The following is a 20,005-nucleotide window of genomic DNA, read 5'->3' as shown; positions in this document are numbered from 1 at the left end:
CCCACGCACCCTCGCGACGGCAGGCACGACGAACGGCCCGACGGCCCGCCCGACGGCCCGCACGACGGCCCGCACGACGGCCGGCGTGACAGCCGACGCGACAGCCGACGCGACGACCGGCGTGACAGCCGACGCGACGACCGGCGCGACAGCCGACGCGACGACCGGCGCGACAGTCGGCGCAACGACCGGCGTGACAGTCGGCGCGACGACCGGCGCGACGGACTGCGCGACTTCTACGAGAACCCCGCCGTCCCGGTCGCCTCCGGCCCCGCACGCTCGCTGCGCCAGGCCCGCATGCTGGCCGCCGCGCTCGGCACCGCCGCGCCCGGGGGCGGCTGCACGGTCCTCGACATCGGCTGCGGCGACGGCACCGCCGCCGCCACCGCGGCCCCCCTGCTCCCCGGCCACCGCGTCGTCGGCGTCGACTGGTCCCAGGACGCCCTGATCCGCGCCCGCACCCGCCTGCCGTACGCGATCCGCGGCGAACTCACGGACGGCGGGCTGCCGTTCCGCACCGGCTCGGTGGACGCGGTGCTGTTCAGCGAGGTGGTGGAGCACCTGGTGGACCCGGACGCCGCGCTCGACGAGATCCGCCGGGTGCTGCGCCCGGGCGGCCACCTGATGCTGTCCACCCCGAACCTGGCCGCCTGGTACAACCGCGGTCTGCTGGCCGTCGGGGTGCAGCCGGTGTTCTCCGAGGTCAGCCTGCGCGCGGTCCACGGCCGGCCGGGCCGGGAGGTGGTCGGTCACCTGCGCCTGTACACGGCCCGCGCGCTGCGGCAGTTCGTCACGGCGGCGGGCTTCGGGGTCGTACGGCTGGCCGGGGCGCCCTTCCACGGCGTACCGCGCCCGCTGCGCGCCCTGGACCGGCTGGCCTGCGCGAGACCACCGCTCGCGTCGATCCTCCTCCTGCACGCGCGAAGGACGTAGGCCGTGTGGTGGGGAGTGGCCGCCGCGCTGCTGGCGAACGTCCTGTACAGCGGGGGTTTCGTGCTGGAGAAGCGGGCGCTGGGCAGGCTGCCGGAGGTGACCGTGCGCGCGCCGGGCCGGCTGCTGCGGCTGGTGCTGGGCAGCCCGCTGTGGATCGCCGGTTCGCTGGCGCTGGCCGCCGGGTTCGCCGCCCAGCTCGTCGTCTACCGCACTCTCCCGATCGCCGCCGCGCAGGGCCTGTTCGTGTCCGGGCTGGTGGTGCTGGTGCTGCTGTCCGCGCGGCTGCTGGGCGAGGAGACCAGCGGGCGGGAGCGGTACGCGCTGGCCGCGATCCTCGCCGCGCTGCTGATGGTCGTGCTGTCCCTGGACGAGAAGACGGACACGGTCGGCCGGGGGGCACCGTACCCGCTGCTGCTCCTGCTGTGCGTACCGTCCCTGGCGGCCGGCGTCTGGCTCTACCGGTCCGCCGAGCGCCGCGCCGCGCGCCGCCACCGGCTGCCGACGACGGGCGTGGAGTACGGCGTGGCGGTGGGGCTCCTCTACGGGGTCAGCTCGCTGGCCATCAAGGGCGTGTCCGGCTACTGGGCACCGAGCGACCTCCCCGGCACCCTGACCGCGGTCCTGCGCTCGCCGTACCCCTACCTGCTGCTGTTCACCGGCGTGTTCGGCCTGGTCATGTCGCAGGCCGCGCTGCAACGCTGCCGGGCCTCGCTGATCGTGCCGGTGTGCACGACGGTGACCTGCCTGTTCACGGCCGTCCTGGGCACGCTGTCGTTCGGCGAGGCCCTGCCCGGCGACCCGCTGCGGCTGGCGCTGCGCCTGTCGGGCACGGCGCTGGCGGTGGCGGTCCTGCTGACGATGCCGAAACACGACGCGACACCCCGATCCGAGTCCGCCCGCGAGGAGTTGACCCCGTGATGACCCCCGACGACCCCCTGATGAAGATCCTCGCGTGCCCGCTGGACAAGGGCCCGCTGCACCTGCTGACACCGGAGGCGGAAGCACGCGAGGGTACGGGGGAAGGGACGCTGTACAACCCCCGTCTGCGCCGCCGCTACCCCGTCGTCGACGGCATACCGCAGCTGCTGCCGTCGTCCGGGGAGCAGGTGTCGGAAGAGGAACACGAGGAGCTGCTGCGCCGGATGACCCCATGACGACGACCCCGGCGGCCCGTCTGGCCCCCTTCCTCCCGCGCCGCCTGGTCGCCGCGGCGGCCCGCGCCGTGTACCCGCGCTTCGAGCCGGAGCTGGCGAGGATCGCGGACCTGTGCCCGCCCGGCTGCGGCACGGCCGTCGACGTGGGCGGCTGGTACGGCCCGTGGACGCGCCGGCTGAGCCGCCGCGCCCGCCGGGTGGTGACCGTGGAGCCGGTTCCGCACCTGGCGGACCTGCTGTCGGCGACGGCCCCCGCGAACGTACGGGTCGTCCGGGCAGCCGCCGCGGACCGCCCCGGCACCGCCCGCCTGTGGCTGCCCCCGCGCGACGGCTCGGGCAGCCGCGGTGTGTCGTCCCTGATCCGCCGGGACATCCACGCCCACGCCCTGGAGGTCGTCTGCGTGGCCCTGGACGACCTGGGCCTGCGGGACGTCGGCTTCATCAAGATCGACGTGGACGGTGGCGAACTGCCGGTGCTGCGGGGCGCGACGGCGCTCCTGGCCCGCGACCGCCCGGCCCTCCTCGTGGAACTGGAGTCCCGTATCCAGCCGATCGCGCCGGTGGTGACGTACCTCGGGGTGCTCGGCTACGACGGCTGGGTCCTCCCCGCGGACCGGTGGATGCCGCTGTCCGCCTTCCCGCTGGAGTCCCACCAGGCGGCCACCGCCCATGTCGCCACCCACGGCCTCCTGCGCCGCGTCCTCCCCCTCACGCACCGCCCCCGGTACGTCAACTCGGTCCTGTTCCTCCCGGACGGCCGCACCCCGGGCGCCTCAGGGACCCGCGCGCGCCCACGCGGGTCCCTGAGGCGGCGCGGGTCCCTGCGCTAGCGAGGGCGGCTCGTCACCCGCGCTGCCGTGTGTCCCTCGCCGTGAGCGCCACGGCAGCCGCCGTCGCCACCAGGGCGGCGGCTGCCCAGGCGAAGGCCGTACGGAACTCGGCGACCCGCACCGCGCCGCCGCCCAGGGCAGCGCCCACCAGCACCGCGAGGCCCAGGGAGCCGCCGAGCTGGTCGACACACCGCTGCACGCCGGACGCCGTACCGGCGTCGTCCTCGGTGACGTCCGCCAGGGCCGCGTTCTGCAACGCCACCAGCCCGATCCCCATGCCGCCCGCCACGCCCAGCATGCCGGGCAGCACATCGGCCCACAGGCCGCCGTGATCGGGCAGGCGCGCCAGCCAGGCCAGGCCCGCGGCCGTCAGCACGAGCCCCAGTACGCTGGTGCGCCTGACGCCGATCGCGCCGATGAGCCGGGACACCTGCGAGATGGCGAGCATCAGCGCCGCACAGAACGGCAGATACGCCAGCCCGGCCTGAAGTGGCCTGAAGCCGAGCACGTCTTGCAGATAGAGGGTGAGCAGGAAGAACGTCGCGGACAGGGCCGCACTGAGCGGCACGGTCGCCGCGTTCGCCACGGCCCGGACGCGGTGGGCGAAGAACGACAGCGGCACCAGCGGATGGCGCGTGCGCGACTCGACGAGCACGAAGACGCCGAGCAGGACGAGGCCGGCCACCGCCGCCGCGGCGGAGTGCCGCAGCAGCCCGTAGGCCAGGGCGAGCGGCCCGCAGGTGAGCAGCGCGGCACCGGCCGGATCGAGCCGCCGGCGCTCGCGCGCCCCGCTACCGTCACGGCGCACCAGCCCCGGCGTGAGGACCAGCACCAAGGCCACGATCGGCACGTTCACACCGAAGATCCAGCGCCAGTGCAGCAGCTGCACGATCGCCCCGGACAGCACGACCCCGACCACGAGCCCCGCGGCCGAGATGGCCCCCCACACGCCGAGGGCCTTCGCCCGCTCCTCGGGCCCGGGGAACAACAACGCGATCAGGGACATCGCGGCGGGCGAGGCCAGTGCCTCCCCCGCGCCCTGCGCCAGCCGGGCCGCGACCAGCGTCGGCAGATCCGGGGCGAGCCCGGCGGCCAGCGAGGCGAGCCCGAACAGCGCGGCGCCGAGCAGGAACATCCGCCGCCTGCCGAGCAGATCGGTCAGCCGCCCCCCGAGCAGCAGCAGGCCACCCCCGACGAGGGTGTACCCGGTGACGACCCAGGACAGATCGGCGACGTCCGACCGGAACTGCGCGCCGATGGACGGTAGAGCGACGTTCACCACGGTCACATCGACCGCGATGAGGAACTGAAGCAGTGAGAGCAGCGCCAGCGCCCAGGGGCGCCGGTCACGCACGGGGCGGACGGAACCGTCCGCGGCCGCGGAAAAGGCGTTCATGAAGACGGGTACTCCAGATCGGCCCCGAAGCCGTCGGCAACGGGGCAACGGAAGACACGACGCTTCCGTGCCACCACCCCGTCACGGGGGCGTGGCGGCACACCGGAGTCACTTCACGAAAACGGCCATACGCTCAACTTACCAGTCGCGTCGCCCAGTTCAGGAACTGGCTCCCGTGAGCGCGGCCAGCTCCCCCAGGGTCCGGGCCGCCGGGGCCGGGTCGATGAGCCACTTCAGGTGGCTGCCTTCGAGGGTGCGGACGTCGTACGGGTTCTCCGGCGTCAGCGCGTCGCCCTCGCGGATCAGCCGGTCCTGCATCGCGAGCGGCAGACTCGCGTCACCGGCGAGACGCACGTACGTCTTCGGGATACGGCCCCAGGTCGCCGCCTGCGCCCGGTCGGCGGAGGTGCCGACGTCCAGGTTCTCGTCGGGCTGGAAGGTGTTCAGGAAGGTCAGGAACTCGTCGTCGGTGCCGTCGGCGAGGAAGGCCGCCTTGAACGCGGCGAGGGCGGCCGGGTCCGCGGTGCGGAAGTTGACGCGCAGCAGCCCGAGTTCGGCCGGGTTCCCGGCGAGGGCCAGGCGCAGCGAGGAGGCGTCGACCGTGGCCATCTCCGGCTCGGCGTAGTAGTCGTTGACGTCCAGGTCGACCGGGCACCAGGCCGACACGTAGACGATGCGGTCGATCAGGTCCGGCCGTGCGTTGGCCGCCGCGGTGGCCGTGATACCGCCCCGGCTGTGCGAGACGAGGATCACCGGCCCGTTCTCCTTGGCCCGCTCCAGAACCCCGATCAGATGCGCGGCGTTGTCCGCGAGCGTCACCCCCTTGATCGAGCCGGGTGCGGTGGCGAGTCCTTCCGGATCCTGCGGCGCCTGATAGGCCCGCGGATAACTCGCCTGGAACCCATGCCCGGGAAGATCGACAGCGACCGACCGATGCCCGAGCAGCCCGAGCTCGGCCTGCAACGGCGCGAAGGAGAACGAATTCGCGAAGGCTCCATGAACCAGCACAAACGTCGGCTGCATCCCTGTGTCCACTCCCTCTCTCCCGGGAGCGTCGTTCGCAGTACGACTCGAACAGCCGCCCGATCCCCGATCCCCCACCGGGGACCCTACGCAGTGAAGATCACCCCGGCAACCGATTCAGACCCTTCCGCTTGCCTGGTGGACGCCGGGCGGCACCCGGGTCGCCTGGTGGTAGTACACCGTGGTAGTACACCGCCGGCCCGCGTCGCCGTCTTCCCCCGACGAACTCCGGATCGAGCAGCCGCCCCGTAAGCTCCCGTCTGCGAAACTCGCCCCATGAGCGGTCCCGCACGCCCCTTCACCCCCCTCGACTTCCAGCTGGTCCTGCTGCGCCGCATGGCCGACCACAACCCCGACCTGGTCGCCGACGCCCGCCGCACCCTCGGTGTCTCCCTGACCGACATGCGGGAGGCCAACAAGCGCTGGCAGGCCATGCTCCGCTCCCCCCGCGTCCGCTCCGCCGCCGCCCGCTACCGCTCCGTCCTCGGCACCCCCGAGTCCCGCACCCCCCGCCGCATCGGCGACCTCACCTGCGAGGCCTGGCAGTGGCCGGTCCCGCTCTGGCCAGACCTGCGGTTCGAGATCCTGGTCGGCGAGGGAAACGCCGTCTGGAACGAATGGCTCGTACGCGCCCCCGGGGCACCCTCCCCCCGCCTCCACACCCTCGACGACCTCACTCCCTGGTCCTGCACTGTCGACGAGGCCGCCCACGCCTTCCCCCCGGCCCGCCCCCTCCAGGGCACGGCCCCCACCCGCTGGGGCCTCGCCGTCACCGGGCCGGACGGACGGGAGGCGGTGGCGGAGTTCACCTGGGGGTTGTTCCAGCGGTTGCTGCCGGAGTAGCCCGCGGTGCCGGCCTGCGCGTGTCAGACGGGCAGGTCCCATCCCGGTCCGGTTGGCTCCCCGAGCCAGACACGTTGGGTGCCGTCACCCTCCACGCTCATGCCGAACCGGGACTGCGGCGGTGCCCCGGCCGCCCGCCAGGTCGTGAGGGCTTCCTCCACGGCGTCCCACAGACGCAAGGGCCCGTGCTGGTGCACCCGCCACCCGTTCCCGGCGGTCTCGGTCCACGCCTGCGAACCGGTGGCCACGTCGACGAGGATCACGCCGTCACCGGTGGTCATCAGCTCGGCGGAGGGCGCGGCGAGCTGCGCGACGAAGTGACCGGTCCAGTCCTCGAGGAGCCCGGGGTCCAGGCGGGTGGGGCGCGTGTGTCCGGGGCGCTGATGGAAGGTGGGCCGGGGCGGTCGCTCATGAGGGCGGGCGAGCATGTAGCCGATCCGGTCGTCGGCGAAGCGTCCGGTGGCAGTGCCGTCGTCGTGGACGGTGAGACGGATCAGGCCGGAGGCGAGCATCCATCCGCTGAGGGTTGTGGTGATCGTTCCCCCGTCCCGTACCTGGTGCAGCCACGCCGGCGGGATGTACCGGACCGCGCACGTGGCCACGATCGCGTCGTAGTCGGCAGCGTCCCGGTGACCGGCGAGTCCGTCGCCGGTGAGGAGTGTCGGAGAGTACCCGGCGCTGCGGATGTGCTCGGCCGCGGCGGCGGCGAGCCGGGGGTCGTACTCGATGGAGTACACGTTCTGGTCGCCGAGACGATGACAGAGAACGGCAGTGGAGTAACCGGTCCCGGTGCCGATCTCCAGAACCCTGTCTCCCTCACGGATCCCCGCGAGGTCGAGCATGCGGACGACCAGTGACGGCAGGGTGCTCGAGGAGGTCGGGCGACCGGACAGCGGGCCCGTGGCGTCGGCCGCCGCGATGCCGTCGATCTGCGTGACCCACGTGGTGTCCTGGTGGACGAGACGAAGCCATTCCTCGTCACCGACCGACTCGCGGATCACGGGCTCCCATCGGGTACCGGACGGTCGGAACACCGCTTGGCCGAGGAAGAGTTCGCGCGGGACCGCTTCCAGGGCGTCACGCCAGGCGGGGTCGTCCACGGGGACGGACTCGGCGAGCGCACGGCGGAGTCGGGCCGTGTCAGCGGTCATGCGTTGCCTCCGTACTGGAGCTGATCGGCGAGGGCGGCGGTGATCGGGGAGGTGATGTGGTCGGGGAACCAGGCCCATTGGCCGTTGGGATTGCACTCGTACCAGTGCCATCGGCCGTCCGGGTCCAGGCCGAAGTCGAAGGCGCCGAAGACCAGTCCGAAGGCGTCGAGGTAGGCGCGTACTCCCTTCGCGACCTCGGATGGGACCCTGACAGGGGTGTAGGTGAGGCTGTCGTAGTGGCGTCGCCAGTCAACGCCGGGTGAGCCGTCGATCCGGACGGCGAACAAGTGCTCGCCGACAGCGGTCAGGCGGATGTCGGCCGTCTTCGGCACCCGCCGCTGGAAGAGATGCGCGGTATGGCGGACTCGGTCGTCGATCTGTTCCGGGTCGACATCCTCGATCCACACGGTGAGTGCCCGGCCGCCGGCGTCGGTGTACTCGGTCTGCCGGAACGGCTTGTACAGGACCGGCCGGTGGGCGAGCGCGAAGACACGCGCCTTGTCGGGGTCGTTGGTGATCAGGGTCGCGGGTACGGTCAGCCCGCAGCGGGCGGCCGTGGCCAGTTGCGCGGGCTTGAACTCGGCGTCCCGATTGCGCCAGGGGTGATTGACGTAGTGGGCACCGGGAAGGGCGGCCAGCGTGCCGCCGAGCCCGTAACGGGCCTCTTCCACGGCCCAGCGGGCGGTCTGCTCGCTCATGGCGAGGTCCGCGGTGTAAGGGGTGGGCCGCCGCCAGTACACCGAGCGCACACCGTCGAGGTCGACGGTGCGGGTTTCGGTGACCAGAGTGCCCGCGGACCCGAAACCGCCGAAGGTCGCGTTCACGGTGACGGCCGCGGGGAAGTCCCCGGGGTCCAGGCGTACGACGGGAACGCGCCGCCGGTTGAGCTCGGTGATCACTTCATCGGCTGTCGCGTCGTCCAAGCGGGAGACGACGAGGACGGGCCGCCCACCCCAGGCCATCAGTCGTTGTCCCCCTGCTGGTCGCTGCCCTGGTCCGGGGTGCCGTCGAGACTGGTCCTCGTCGCCGTCTCCTTCGACGTCTCCGACCGCTTGTGCCGGTCCAGACCCGGGGCCGGGACGCCGTCCGGCCCCACCCACAGGGCGGTCTGCGTCCCGGCGTCCAGGACGGCGCGGACGGCGGGCAGGAAGGCCGTGGCAGGAAAAGGCCTCATACGGCCGATTCCCCAAGGGGTGATCCGATCGTCCTGCACTTCGTTCTCCATGGCCTCTTCTCTCGATTTGTTCCTTGCGCGACCTCGCCCGGAAGGTGACCGTCAGCGGAAGTCCAAGCGCGTACTGCACGGTTCCAGGTCGCCGGGATGCTCGAACATCGCGACCAGCGTCCGCGCGACCACGCCCACGTCGTGGAGTCGGCGGGTGGCATCCACGGACGGCTCACGCTCACCGAGCACCTCATCGACCTTGCGCAGCACCACGATCGCCGTGTCCCGGATCGCCTTCCGCCGCAGCCGCGGGACGAGAGCGGCCACCAGCGGCGAGAGTTGCCGGATGTGCCCCTCGAGCGTCCGAATGAGGTCCGCCGTCTCCGCTCGGTCGGTCGGCGTCGGGTCCCACAGGGCGCGCTGGCACGTACTCCGGACGCACTCCACATCGATCGGTGGCGTCTCATCACCACCGTCGCGGGCTTCGGCCATCAGCAGCCGGTGGCGGGCATAGCCACAGAGCCGGGAAACGGCGTCAGCGTCGCACAGCGCTCCCGGGCCATCCATCTGCACACACCACCAGGACGGGTAGGCCGGTACAGGGCCGACCAGGTCGGGGCGAGGCACACCCAGGTACGTGCCCGGGGCGAGGCATGTCGCCCCCGGGTGTCGGCCTTGGACCCATTCCAGGCGCCGCGCTGCGCTCGGGGGCACGAGGACGTAGAAGCGGCCGCTGCCCCGGTCGGCGAATACAGGGCCGCCGAGCAACGCCGCGTCCAGGTAGGCGTCGACGGCCGCCGACTCGGTTGTGCCTGCCGCGGCGTGCACCAGGTCCGCCTCGATGCGTACGGCGGTGAACAGACCTCCGCACCTGAGGAGGGCGAGACCGGTCTCGTCCCACTCGGCGCGCGCCTGGGCCCGGTCGTCGGCAGAGCTCAGTAACCAGGTGGCCACGGCCGCCTCGCGTACCGCTCGTGTGTGGACGACTCCCGTGGGCGGGACGAGGGCGAGGCTCCGTGCCGTACTCGACCATCCCACGCTCATGCCGTCGGCGGTGCCGGCAGCCGCAGCGGCTGCGGCTTGCTCCTGCGTACTTCCTGAACTGGTCATCGTCACGCCTTGATGTGAGAGCGGAAGAAGGCGAACCCCGCCAGCCGGGGGGGGACGAAGGCAGGGCCGCCGACGCCTAGACAACCCCCTTGTCCGGCGCGGGACTTAGGACTATTCGGAGGGAAGCCGGCGAGTCTCCTAGGACGATTTGACCCATCATTGAGCTGACGGATGGGAACCGCGAGGCTACGGTGCGTGCATGGACACCACGCGCAATACCGTTCTTGAGGCGTGGATGAAGGAACACGGCCACAGCTCCAACAGCCTGGCCGAGGCCGTCAACATGGCCCAGGAGCGGTTGACCGGACGCCCCGGCGGCCTCGACGGTTCGTCAATCCGCGCCTGGAAGGCAGGTCGCGTTCGATGGCCCAAGTCGGCCACCCGCAAGGCCCTTGAGGACGTCACCGGCCTGCCCGCGACCGCCTTGGGGTTCGTGCCACGGCGCCGGGCTCAGTCCACCCCCGCCTCACCGCAGGAGGACCCCGACTGAAGCGCCGTACCCTGGTCGGCGGCATCACCGCTGCCGCCGCAGCAGCGGTCGCTCCCAGCACCGCAGCACCCCGCCGTGTCGGCATGAGCGACGTCGACCGCCTCCGGCACCGATTCGCCGAGATCATCGCCAGCGACCACCGTCACGGCGGACAACTCGGCATCGAACACCAGGCCGCCGCGCTGGCCGACGAGGCGCTGAACCTCCAGAACGCCGGCAGCGCCACCCAGCGCGTACGCAGCAGCCTGTACGCGTGCGCGGCCTCATTCCGCTCCTCGGCGATGTGGGCGGCGATCGACGGCCGCCGGTACGACGACGCTCGGCGGCACATGCGCGAGGCCCAAGCCCTCGCCGAGATGTCCGGCGACCAGGCGATCAAGTTCCGTATCTGGAGCCACGCGGGAACCATGTACCGGCACATGGGCCGCCCTGCCGATGCCCTCGCCGCGAACGATGTGGCGCGTGGTCTGCACATCACGCGGAGCGATCCCATGTTCGCGTCTCTCGGCCTGGCCCGTCAGGCAGCCATCCTTGGCACGGCACAAGACCGCACCGGCACCCGCCGGGCGTTCGACCAGGCTCACGACGCCATGTACCGCGCCGACCCCGACCAATACCGGCCGGTGTGGATGCTCGCCTTCTACGACGAGGCCGAGTTGCACTCCCTGGCCCTGTCGGCGTACCTGTCGCTCGGCGACTACCCCACGGCGGAGTTCCACGCCCATCGGTGCTTGTCCGCCCTGCGGCCCTACATGGTCCGGTCCCGCGCCATCGCCACGACCCGCCTCGCCCACGCCCAGCTCGCCCAAGGCGAAGCCGACGCCGCTACGGCAACCGCTATGAAGATCCCTGCGGACGCCGCTACCCAACACCCCCGGGTTTCCCGCATGCTGCAAGAGTTCGGGGCCGCTCTGCGCGCAACCGCGCCCGGTAGCCCCACCGTGCAGACCTGGACCGAGCACGTCGCCGCCTGGAGGACCAAAGCATGACCACGGCCCCCGCCGTCGAACTCCGAACATTCACCACACTGGACCATGTCCGCGGCGACCTGATCGATGTCTACGCCGAGGTTCGCGCCCCGCTGCTCCACCTGCCGAACTACGCCGTCACCGCATTCGGTGAGCGCCTGGACCGGCACGGCGATGAGCCCGGCTTCATGGCCGTCCTCGCGTACGCGGACGGCCACCCGGTCGGCTACGCCTACGGAAACACCATCGAGCACGGCGACCGCTACTGGCAGCGCACCACCCCGGCGCCGGCGGACGAGTACACCAAGCGTCCAGCCGTGGCTCTCAAAGAGATCGGCGTACGCCCCGCCTGGCGCGGCACGGGAACCGCACGCCGCATTCACGACGTCCTCCTCGCCACCCGCGAGGAGCCGTACGTAACGCTCATGGTCAACCCAGCGGCTGGTGACGGGAAGGTCCACGCGGTGTACCGGTCGTGGGGGTACGAGGACATCGGACACAGCCAGCCCTCACCAGCCTCCCCGGTTCTCACCGTCATGATCCGCCCCACTCACTGACAGAAACCGGCGGATCCCCGTCGCCACCGACGCCGTCGACGGGTTACAACGGCCCCCATGACGGTCTTCCACTGCGCGAGGTGCGGCGCTCCCCTCACTCCCGACCTGCGCCGGCTGCCGCGCATCCCCGACGTCTCCGTTCACGACAAGGACCGGGACCGTGAGACCGGGCTCGCGCCCTCCACGGTGCCTCGGGGGAGCTACGCCGTCGATCCCGAGCCTTGGGGTGCGCCCTTCGTGGTGCCGGAGTCCGGGGCGGTGACCGCGCGCGGTGGGCGGGCTCTGCTCATGCCGGCCGACATGACCGGCATGGTCTCCGCGGGGCCCCGGAACTCCGTGATCGTGCACCCGGCGGACGTGCCGGGTCTGCGGCCGGCCGGGGATCTCGGGCCGCACCACGGATGTTGCGGCCCCCTCGGGACGGGAAGCCGCAACCTGGCCTGCGGGTGCGGCGCGCTGGTGGCCACGATCGCCGCCGACTGTATGGGGCCGTACGAGCTGCATCTCGACCCGCTGCGGGTGTACGAGGCCGCGCCGGGCGGGTGATCGCGACGCCCGCCCGCCGTGTTCACCCGGTGGCCGCCGCGGTGCTCACCGGGCAGCGCCCAGCACCGCCTCCACCACCCCCGCCACCGACCCCGGATGCAGCCCCAGGAACAGGTTCGGCTCGACCAGTTCCAGTTCCATCACCACCGGACGCCCGTCCTCCCCGTCCACGAGGTCGACGCGGGCGTACAGCAGACCCGCCGACGGAACCGGTACGGCGGCCAGGGCGCGTTCCGCGACGGCGAGTTCGGCGGGGGTCGGGGCCCACGGCTCCAGGCTCGGATGGGCCACCTTGCGGGCGTCGTACGGCGTCCCGGGGGCGAGCACGGCGCCCTTGCGGCTGGCGTGCAGCAGGCGTCCGCCGAAGAACTGGAGCGCCCGTTCTCCGTTGACGTCGACGGCCGGCATGTACGGCTGCACCATCGCCGTGAAGCCTTCCGCGTGCATCCGCTCCAGGTGCCGTAGGGCCGTGTCCCGCTCGTCGGGGGTGTAGCGGGCGGCGAAGCGGGCGCCGGCGCCGGAGGTCGGCTTCACGACGTAGTCGTGCGAGTCGGGCAGGTCCACCGGGTCGCCGGGGGTCAGGTAGCGGGTGGGGACCGTCGGGACGCCCGCCGCAGCCAGCTCCCCCAGGTACCGCTTGTCGGCGTTCCACCGCACCACGTCCGCCGGATTCGCCAGCCGGGTCGCCGCCTGGCACTTCCGCGTCCATTCCAGGAACTCCTCCGCCCGCCAGCTGTAGTCCCAGGTGGAGCGGATCAGCGCCAGGTCGAAGGCGGACCAGTCGGCGTCCTGGTCGTCCCAGGCCACGGCCCGGGCGTCCGCGCCGGCCTCCCGCAGGGCCCGTTCCAGCTCCGGCAGGTCTCGGTCGACGGCCACTTCCGGGCCGGGACGGCAGGTGACGAGGGCTATTCGGGGCGACATGACTGCTTTCCCTCCCGGGGCGACAGTTGAGACGACCGCTGAGACGGCTGCCGAGACGGCTGCTGAGATGGGCGGCCCGGACGGCGGCCGAGACGACGGCTGACCGGCGCAGGCTAACAACCGTCCGGACGTGACGGAGGCGTCCCTGATAGGAACGGTGGTGTCGTCCCCTAGTCGCAAGGAGTACGCCGCGTGTCCTCCCTCTTCCCCGCACTCGCCGACGGTGCGGCCGGTGCACGTCCCGCTCTTCGATTCGGTGACCGTTCGCTGACATACGCGCAGCTCGCCTCGGCGGCGGGTGCCGTGGCCGGGCGGGTGGGGGGTGCGCGGCGGGTCGCCGTGTGGGCGACGCCGGTGCTGGAGACGGCCGTCGGGGTGGTGGGCGCGCTGCTGGCCGGGGTGCCGGTGGTGCCGCTGAATCCGAAGTCGGGGCAGAAGGAGCTGGCGCACATCCTCGGCGACAGCGCGCCCGCGGCGGTCCTCGCGGCGCCCGGTGAGGAACTCCCCGGCCCCTTGGGCACGCTGCGGCGGATCGACGTCGATGCCGGCGCCGCCGGGCCGTTCCCCGAGGAGCCCGCCGACGACGCCGCCCCCGCCCTGATCGTCTACACCTCCGGTACCACCGGCCCGCCCAAGGGCGCCGTCATCCCGCGCCGCGCGATCGCCGCGACCCTGGACGCGCTGGCGGACGCCTGGCAGTGGACCGGGGAGGACGTGCTGGTGCACGGGCTGCCGCTGTTCCATGTGCACGGGCTGGTGCTGGGGATTCTCGGGCCGCTTCGGCGCGGCGGGAGCGTGCGGCATCTGGGGCGGTTCGGCACGGACGGCGTGGCCCGGGAGCTGAACTCCGGTGCGACCATGCTGTTCGGGGTGCCGACGATGTACCACCGGATCGCGGAGGCGTTGCCCGGCGATCCGGAGCTGGTCAAGGCGCTGGCCAACGCCCGGCTGCTGGTGTCCGGGTCCGCCGCGCTGCCCGTGCACGACCACGAGCGGATCGCGGCGGCGACGGGCCGGCGGGTCGTCGAGCGGTACGGCATGACGGAGACGCTGATGAACACCAGCGTGCGCGCCGACGGCGAGGCGCGCGCCGGGACCGTGGGGGTGCCGCTGCCCGGTGTGGAGCTGCGGCTGGTGGAGGAGGACGGCACGGTTCTCACGGCGTACGACGGGGAAACCGTCGGGGAGATCCAGGTGCGCGGTCCGAATCTGTTCACCGAGTACCTGAACCGGCCCGACGCCACGGCCGCCGCCTTCACCGCCGACGGCTGGTTCCGCACGGGGGACATGGCGGTGCGGGAGGCGGACGGGTATGTGCGGATCGTGGGACGCAAGGCCACCGATGTGATCAAGAGCGGCGGTTACAAGATCGGCGCAGGGGAGATCGAGAACGCCCTGCTCGAGCACCCGGGGGTGCGGGAGGCCGCCGTCACCGGGGAGCCCGACCCGGATCTGGGTGAGCGGATCGTCGCCTGGATCGTCCCCGCCGACGCCGGACGGCCGCCGTCTCCGGAGGAGTTGGCCGATCACGTGGCCCGGCGGCTCGCCCCGCACAAGCGGCCCCGGGTCGTGCACCACCTCGACGTGCTGCCCCGCAACGACATGGGCAAGATCATGAAGCGGGCGCTGGGCCGTGGCTGAGCATCCGCGTCCAAGCGCCCGCGCGGTCATCGGCCTCGTCACCGACGCCTTCCGCGAACTCCCGTATCCGGTGCGCGACTCCGCGCCCGACGGGCCCCTCGGCTGGCACGGCTACGACGCCTCCCGCGCCCGCGCCGCCGAACGCACCGGCGAGGACGAGTCGGTGGTGTGCGGCACCGCGGAGGTCGAGGGCACCCGGGCCGTGCTGATCGCCTTCGAGTTCGGATTCCTCGGCGGTTCGCTCGGCGAGCGCACCGGGGACCGGCTGGAGGCGGCGTACACGTACGCGCGCGAGCACCGACTGCCGGTCGTGCCGCTGATCGCCACCGGCGGCAGCCGGATGCAGGAGGGCATGCTCGCCCTCACCCAGCTCCAGCGGGTGGCCCGCCAGTCGGTGCTCACCCGGGAGGCCGGGCTGCCGCAGATCGCGGTCCTGCGGGATCCGACGACGGGCGGCGGCTGGGCCACCCTGGGCGCGGGCGCGGACGTGGTGCTCGCGCTGCCGGGTGCCCAGGTCGGTTTCGCGGGCTCCCGGGTGCGGCCGGCGGACGCGGACCCGGCGGCGTACACGGCTCAGGCGCAGGTCGCGGCGGGCGCGGCGGACGCCGTCGTACCGCCCGGGGAGCTGCGGGCGACGCTCGGGCGCTGGCTGCGCCTGCTGACGGCGCCCTCCGCCCGGCCCGCGCCTCCTCCCCTTCCCCTCGGCGCCACCGATCTCCCCGCCACGGGGTGGGACGCCGTGCTGCGTGCCCGCGCGCCCCACCGCCCCCGCGCGGAGCGTTACCTGGACGCCTACTTCGGCGAGCGCGTCGCGATCGGCGGCGACCGCTGCGGCGGCACCGACGACGGGATGCTGTGCGGCTTCGGTACGCACGAGGGCCGTACCGTCGCCTACGCCGCCCAGACCGGCACGGCGACCCGCCCGGCCGGATACCGCACCGCCGTCCGGCTGATCCGGCTCGCGGACCGGCTGGGCATCCCGGTGCTGACGCTGGTCGACACGCCGGGTGCCGCCAACGACGCGGAGGCGGAGCGGCAGGGCGCGGGCGCGGCGATCGCGGAGCTGTTCGGCGCGGTGGCCGCCGCCCGTACGCCGGTGACGACGCTGGTGATCGGCGAGGGCGGTTCGGGCGGTGCGCTGGCGCTGGCGGCGCCCGGCAACACCTGGGCCACGCCGGACAGCTACTTCTCCGTCATCGCGCCGGAGCTGGCGGCGGCGATCCTCAAGCGCCCGCCGGCGGAAGTGGAGGCCACGGCGGACCAACTCCTCATCCGGCCACAGGACTTGGAGCGACTGGGCGTGGCCCGGGTCCGAACAGGCGAGCAGTTGTCCCCTGGAACGGGTGATCGTCGCTCCTGAGATCGCATGTGACTCGCGTGACGAACGATAGAGAGCAGCGGCGCCGCCTCCCCGTCCCACGGAGGCGGCGCCGTCCGCGTGTCAGCGCACGCGCGCCGCGCGGACGATCTCCTGCACCACCGAGCCGCCCCGGTCGTCCCGCGCCGACGCCCGCAGCGAGACGTACGCCGCCCCCTCCGGCACGTTCAGCGCGCCCCGCCAGGCGGCGGGGCCCCCGTCACCGGTCAGCGGGACCTCGCGCCACGACTTCCCCTCGTCGTACGACACTTCGAGCGCGCCGGCGCCCAGCGTCCCGGTGCCGGACGCGCCCCGCACGTACTCGGCGGTCAGCCGCACCGGCACCCGCCCGTCGCGCACCCGCCCCGCGAGGTCGGTGGGGAGGTCGAAGGCGAGGTTGATCAGCGGAAGCAGCGTGCTCCGGTCCCCCGGCGTCTCGGCGGACCGGAAGGTCCACTCGGTGTGGCCCCTCGTCGCCGGGTCCCAGCGGGCCGGATCGAGCGCGGTGTCCGTCACCACCGTGTAGACGCGCTCCCCGGCGGGCGCGTCCCACACATACGCGGCGCTGCCCTCGCGCCGGTCGACCAGCCGCCCCTCCAGATACACCTCGGTGGTCTGGGACATGCCGGTCTCCCCGCCCCACACCGCGCCGAAGCCGGTGTGGTCGGGTCCGGAGTCGCCCCAGCCGGGGGTGTTGAACCGCAGCTGGTTCCCGGTGCGCTGCTGGCCCCAGCCGAGACCGGTGCCGAGCCAGGGGTGCCAGACGGGCCTGAACCAGTTCAGCACGGGCCGGGTGCCGCCCCGGTAGCGGACGAGCCCGCTGCGCTGCTCCAGCTCCCCGTCGCCGAGGTCCACCGACTCGTGCCACAGTTGCCCGGGCTCGGTGGAGACGTGGTCGGTCCGCTCGGCGGGGAGGTCGACGCGCTCCTTGAAGCCGAGGCCGACGGGGAACGTGTCGGTGATCGAGTAGCGGAACTCGGCGCCGGGGACGGGCTCCGGCGCGTGGAACCCGGTCCGCAGGGCCGCGAGGTCACCGGACCCGGGAGCGTAGGTGAGGTCGCGGTCGGGGACGGCGTCCGGGTAGCCCTTCGACAGGTCGTAGACGTACGGCGTGTTCCTCGTGCCCGTCATGTCGACGCTCCCGGTGTCCCGCAGCCGGGCCGCGTCGGCCGCGTCGAGGGTCGCGATGGGGAAGGGGCGGTCGGCGCCGTCGTCGGTGCCCCACCAGGCGTTCAGCCGGCCGGGCACGTCGTCCGTCACGAACAGCGCCCGGGCGCCCGCCTCCTGCGCGGCCCGGGCGAGCGCGGCCGGTGCGGTGCCCTCGGTCAGCTCGGCCAGCACCGCCTTGCCCCGCACGTCGTCCAACGGGCCGGAACCGGCGTCGGCCAGCGGCAGCCGGACACGCCCCTCCGGCAGTGTGCCGCCGGGCTGCGCGAGCGCGTCGCGTACGCCCCGCACCTCCAGCGGCGGTTTGCCGAGCCGCCACACCGTCCGGTACTCGAAGCCGCCCCGGGTGACCTTCCGGGTCGGCGCGGCGAAGACGCTGTCGTACTTCACCGGCACCATCACCGCGCCGAACAGCTCGGCGCCGTGCGCGCGGCGGTCGTACTCCATGATCAGCTGCCGGGTCTCCGTGCGCCGGTCGACGCGGGCCGCGATCTCCCGCAACTCGCGTCCGTCGAGGGTGACTTCACGGTCCCGGTCGAGGACGATCTCCGGGTCGGCGAGGAAGCCGAGGCCGAGCGAGTCGGCGCCGTGGCCGCCGCGGACGTCGAGGAAGGACGTCAGGCTGTACGTCCCGGGCGCGAGGCGCAGCGACAGGGTGCCCGAGTCGCCGACGTGGGCGGGTGCCGGGTCGGCGCCCTCGGCGAGCCGCTGCACCAGCAGGTCGGCGGGGGCCGGGGCGCCGTCGCGGTCCTTGACGTGGACGGTCAGCGTGTACCGCTCGTCCTCCTTCACCAGCCCGAACGCGGTGTGCGCGACCGGGGTGCCGGCGACGGCGGCCACGATCCGTCCGCTGGTGTTCCCGACCGGTGCCCTCGTCCCGTCCCCGGTCACGGTGGTGGACGCGGTGCCGTGCGCGGGCACGGTGAGGGTGGTGTCCGCGAGGGAGGCGACACCGGGGGCGCCCTCGACGGACAGGCTCAACTCCACCGGCCGGTCTGTGGAGTTGGCGTAGGTGACGGTCCTCGTCACCGGCTCGTTCGCCTCGTACGGCCAGCGGAGGAAGCCGAGGTCGACGCTGCCCGTCGCGGTCACCGGGGACCGCAGGGCGTCGGGCACGCTGACCCGGCCCGCGCCCAGCGTGTACGCGGACGCGTCCAGCGGCGTGGACGTCGACATCAGCGCGTCCTTGAGGCGGGCGCCCGTCCAGTCGGGGTGCCGTTCGGCGAGGAGCGCGGCCACGCCCGCGACGTGCGGGGTCGCCATGGACGTACCGCTCATCGAGGTGTAGGCGCCGCTGCCCGGGCTCAGCGAGGAGCGGGCGGCGAGGATGCCGACGCCGGGGGCGGCGAGGTCCGGTTTGAGGGCGTGGTCGCCGTGACGGGGGCCCGCGCTGGTGAAGTAGGCGGCCTCGTCTGCGGAGTCGACGGCGCCGACGGTGAGGGCCGCGTCGGCGGCGCCGGGCGAGCCGATCGAGGACGGGGCGCCGGTGTTCCCGGCGGCGACGACGAAGAGGGCGCCGGTCTCGGCGGAGAGAGTGTTCACGGCCCGCGCCATCGGGTCGGTGCCGTCGCTCGGCTCGGTGGAGCCGAGGCTCATCGAGACGATGTCGGCGCGGGCCTCGCGGACCGCCCACTCCATCCCGGCGATGATCTGCGACTCGCTGCCCGACCCCTGGTCGCCGAGCACCTTCCCGACGGCGAGGTCCGCGCCGGGTGCGACGCCCCGCTCGGCGCCGTCGGAGGCGGCGCCGCTGCCGCCGACGGTGGACGCGACATGCGTGCCGTGGCCGTTGCGGTCGGCGACGTCTTCTTCCCGGTTTTCCCCCTCGACGAAGTTCCGGCTCGTCACGACGCGGTCCGCGAGGTCCGGGTGGGTCGCGTCGACGCCGGTGTCGAGGACGGCGACGGTGACGCCCTTGCCGGTCAGCCCGGCCTGCCAGGCCACCGGGGTGCCGATCCGGGCGTTGCTTTCGGCCATGTCGGCCGTGACCCGCCCGTCCAGCCAGACACCGTCGATCCCGGCGTCCCGCCGGGTGAACGCCCGCCAGAACTCCCGTCCCCTGTCCGCCTCGACGGCCGCCCCGCGCACGGAGGGCAGCGCCCGGGTCCGCTCGGTGCCGCGCGGGGTGACGGCCCGTGCGCCCTTCTCGTACGTCACGATCAGCGGCAGCGCCCCCGCGCGGTCGTCGGCGAGTCCCTGCCGCAGCAACGCGTCGACGTCGAAGAGCCGTTCGTCGAGAGTGCCCGCGCGCAGATACGGCAGGGCCTCCTCCGGTACGACCGTCAGGGCGCCGTTCGCGGTGCGGGTGTGCACCGCGCCGGTCGCGCCCCGGGGCCGCTCGACCTCCACGGTCCGCTTCCCGCCACCGAGTTCGGTGACGGTGACGCGGTCGCCGGTGACGAGGGTGACGGTGCGGGCGGCGTCGGCCTCCCGGGTGACGGGCGGGGGGCTCGCCGTCCGGGTGGCGGGCGTGGGGCTCGCCGTCCGGGAGGCCGCCGGGTCCGGCGGGTCCGCCGCGCTCGCCCGCACGGCCGGCAGCAGCGGGAGCACGAGCCCCGCCGCCAGGAGGATCGCCCCGCGCCCCACTGGTCCTCTGCTCACCCCAGGCCCCTCTCGGTCGAGTAGCTGGGACGAGTGTCGACGGGCGTGCTCCGCAGGGGAGTCGGCCGTGCGTGGCGGGTTCGCGCTGTGGCGGGTTTCCGCCAGTGGGGCGGACGGTGCGGACCGGAAGCCGGGACACCGCCAAGGGGCCT

The 20,005-nt window shown here is 73.4% G+C and carries 19 protein-coding genes; 11 read left to right on the top strand and 8 right to left on the bottom strand.

Annotation, left to right across the window (positions count from 1 at the left end; genetic code table 11):
* Positions 1 to 225: 225 nt before the first annotated feature.
* The 4 genes from ACIG0D_RS03370 to ACIG0D_RS03355 are packed head-to-tail and all read left to right on the top strand — an operon-like array spanning position 226 to position 2,917.
* Entirely contained in the window at positions 226 to 933 is a 708-nt protein-coding gene (locus tag ACIG0D_RS03370) for a class I SAM-dependent methyltransferase (protein WP_399796349.1), read from the top strand.
* 15 nt (positions 934 to 948) lie between these two features.
* Positions 949 to 1,851, top strand: a complete 903-nt coding sequence (locus ACIG0D_RS03365; protein WP_399796348.1) for a hypothetical protein — start codon at positions 949 to 951, stop codon at positions 1,849 to 1,851.
* The gene (locus ACIG0D_RS03360) at positions 1,851 to 2,087 is read left to right on the top strand and encodes a Trm112 family protein (RefSeq protein ID WP_399795972.1); all 237 of its coding nucleotides are present in this window, start codon (positions 1,851 to 1,853) and stop codon (positions 2,085 to 2,087) included. Before ACIG0D_RS03365 ends, ACIG0D_RS03360 begins: the two co-directional genes overlap by 1 nt.
* Positions 2,084 to 2,917: an FkbM family methyltransferase gene (locus tag ACIG0D_RS03355; RefSeq protein ID WP_399795971.1), complete on the top strand. Its 834-nt coding sequence runs from the start codon at positions 2,084 to 2,086 to the stop codon at positions 2,915 to 2,917. Before ACIG0D_RS03360 ends, ACIG0D_RS03355 begins: the two co-directional genes overlap by 4 nt.
* A 13-nt stretch (positions 2,918 to 2,930) precedes the next feature.
* Here ACIG0D_RS03355 and ACIG0D_RS03350 read toward each other — a convergent pair whose 3' ends face one another.
* Together ACIG0D_RS03350 and ACIG0D_RS03345 are read right to left on the bottom strand one after the other, a co-directional pair.
* Positions 2,931 to 4,313 (bottom strand): MFS transporter, encoded by a 1,383-nt coding sequence (locus ACIG0D_RS03350; RefSeq protein WP_399795970.1) that lies wholly within the window; start codon positions 4,311 to 4,313, stop codon positions 2,931 to 2,933.
* Positions 4,314 to 4,472: 159 nt separating this feature from the next.
* Positions 4,473 to 5,336, bottom strand: coding sequence for an alpha/beta hydrolase (locus ACIG0D_RS03345; RefSeq protein WP_399795969.1), 864 nt, complete (start codon positions 5,334 to 5,336; stop codon positions 4,473 to 4,475).
* 276 nt (positions 5,337 to 5,612) lie between these two features.
* Here ACIG0D_RS03345 and ACIG0D_RS03340 point away from each other — a divergent pair, with 276 nt between their 5' ends.
* On the top strand, positions 5,613 to 6,179 hold the full coding sequence (locus ACIG0D_RS03340) for a hypothetical protein (protein WP_399795968.1): 567 nt from the start codon (positions 5,613 to 5,615) through the stop codon (positions 6,177 to 6,179).
* Positions 6,180 to 6,202: 23 nt separating this feature from the next.
* Here the strand turns inward: ACIG0D_RS03340 and tgmC are convergent, their stop codons facing one another.
* Genes tgmC through ACIG0D_RS03320 form a run of 4 tightly spaced genes read right to left on the bottom strand, consistent with a single transcriptional unit; the run spans position 6,203 to position 9,605 of the window.
* Positions 6,203 to 7,330 (bottom strand): ATP-grasp peptide maturase system methyltransferase, encoded by a 1,128-nt coding sequence (gene tgmC, locus ACIG0D_RS03335; RefSeq protein ID WP_399795967.1) that lies wholly within the window; start codon positions 7,328 to 7,330, stop codon positions 6,203 to 6,205.
* The gene (tgmB, locus tag ACIG0D_RS03330) at positions 7,327 to 8,292 is read right to left on the bottom strand and encodes an ATP-grasp ribosomal peptide maturase (RefSeq protein WP_399795966.1); all 966 of its coding nucleotides are present in this window, start codon (positions 8,290 to 8,292) and stop codon (positions 7,327 to 7,329) included. Before tgmB ends, tgmC begins: the two co-directional genes overlap by 4 nt.
* Positions 8,292 to 8,555 carry a putative ATP-grasp-modified RiPP gene (gene tgmA / locus ACIG0D_RS03325; RefSeq protein ID WP_399795965.1) on the bottom strand — a complete coding sequence of 88 codons (264 nt, stop codon included), beginning with the start codon at positions 8,553 to 8,555 and terminating at the stop codon, positions 8,292 to 8,294. Before tgmA ends, tgmB begins: the two co-directional genes overlap by 1 nt.
* Positions 8,556 to 8,606: 51 nt before the next feature.
* Positions 8,607 to 9,605 carry a DUF6415 family natural product biosynthesis protein gene (locus ACIG0D_RS03320; protein WP_399795964.1) on the bottom strand — a complete coding sequence of 333 codons (999 nt, stop codon included), beginning with the start codon at positions 9,603 to 9,605 and terminating at the stop codon, positions 8,607 to 8,609.
* A gap of 199 nt (positions 9,606 to 9,804) precedes the next feature.
* On the opposite strand from ACIG0D_RS03320, the gene ACIG0D_RS03315 reads away from it, so the two are divergent.
* From ACIG0D_RS03315 to ACIG0D_RS03300, 4 genes are read left to right on the top strand one after another with little or no spacing between them, the layout of a single operon-like run.
* Positions 9,805 to 10,095, top strand: coding sequence for a hypothetical protein (locus tag ACIG0D_RS03315; protein ID WP_399795963.1), 291 nt, complete (start codon positions 9,805 to 9,807; stop codon positions 10,093 to 10,095).
* A complete protein-coding gene (locus tag ACIG0D_RS03310; protein ID WP_399796347.1) occupies positions 10,092 to 11,084 on the top strand; it encodes a hypothetical protein in 993 nt (330 codons plus the stop codon). The genes ACIG0D_RS03315 and ACIG0D_RS03310 overlap by 4 nt, the downstream gene beginning before the upstream one ends.
* The gene (locus ACIG0D_RS03305; protein WP_399795962.1) at positions 11,081 to 11,620 is read left to right on the top strand and encodes a GNAT family N-acetyltransferase; all 540 of its coding nucleotides are present in this window, start codon (positions 11,081 to 11,083) and stop codon (positions 11,618 to 11,620) included. The genes ACIG0D_RS03310 and ACIG0D_RS03305 overlap by 4 nt, the downstream gene beginning before the upstream one ends.
* Positions 11,621 to 11,677: 57 nt before the next feature.
* Positions 11,678 to 12,166: a hypothetical protein gene (locus ACIG0D_RS03300; protein WP_399795961.1), complete on the top strand. Its 489-nt coding sequence runs from the start codon at positions 11,678 to 11,680 to the stop codon at positions 12,164 to 12,166.
* Between the two features lie 45 nt (positions 12,167 to 12,211).
* On the opposite strand, the gene ACIG0D_RS03295 is transcribed toward ACIG0D_RS03300, so the two are convergent.
* A complete protein-coding gene (locus ACIG0D_RS03295; RefSeq protein WP_399795960.1) occupies positions 12,212 to 13,087 on the bottom strand; it encodes a RimK family alpha-L-glutamate ligase in 876 nt (291 codons plus the stop codon).
* A 192-nt stretch (positions 13,088 to 13,279) separates the two neighbouring features.
* Here ACIG0D_RS03295 and ACIG0D_RS03290 point away from each other — a divergent pair, with 192 nt between their 5' ends.
* On the top strand, positions 13,280 to 14,728 hold the full coding sequence (locus ACIG0D_RS03290; RefSeq protein WP_399795959.1) for an acyl-CoA synthetase: 1,449 nt from the start codon (positions 13,280 to 13,282) through the stop codon (positions 14,726 to 14,728).
* A complete protein-coding gene (locus ACIG0D_RS03285) occupies positions 14,721 to 16,088 on the top strand; it encodes a carboxyl transferase domain-containing protein (protein WP_399795958.1) in 1,368 nt (455 codons plus the stop codon). Before ACIG0D_RS03290 ends, ACIG0D_RS03285 begins: the two co-directional genes overlap by 8 nt.
* Positions 16,089 to 16,169: 81 nt before the next feature.
* On the opposite strand, the gene ACIG0D_RS03280 is transcribed toward ACIG0D_RS03285, so the two are convergent.
* Positions 16,170 to 19,853, bottom strand: a complete 3,684-nt coding sequence (locus ACIG0D_RS03280; protein ID WP_399795957.1) for a S8 family serine peptidase — start codon at positions 19,851 to 19,853, stop codon at positions 16,170 to 16,172.
* Between the last annotated feature and the right edge of the window lie 152 nt (positions 19,854 to 20,005).

Origin of the sequence: Streptomyces sp. NPDC052773, assembly GCF_044547145.1 — a bacterium.
In the GTDB taxonomy this organism is placed as follows: Bacteria; Actinomycetota; Actinomycetes; order Streptomycetales; family Streptomycetaceae; genus Streptomyces.
This window is presented reverse-complemented; position numbering and strand designations above follow the sequence as displayed.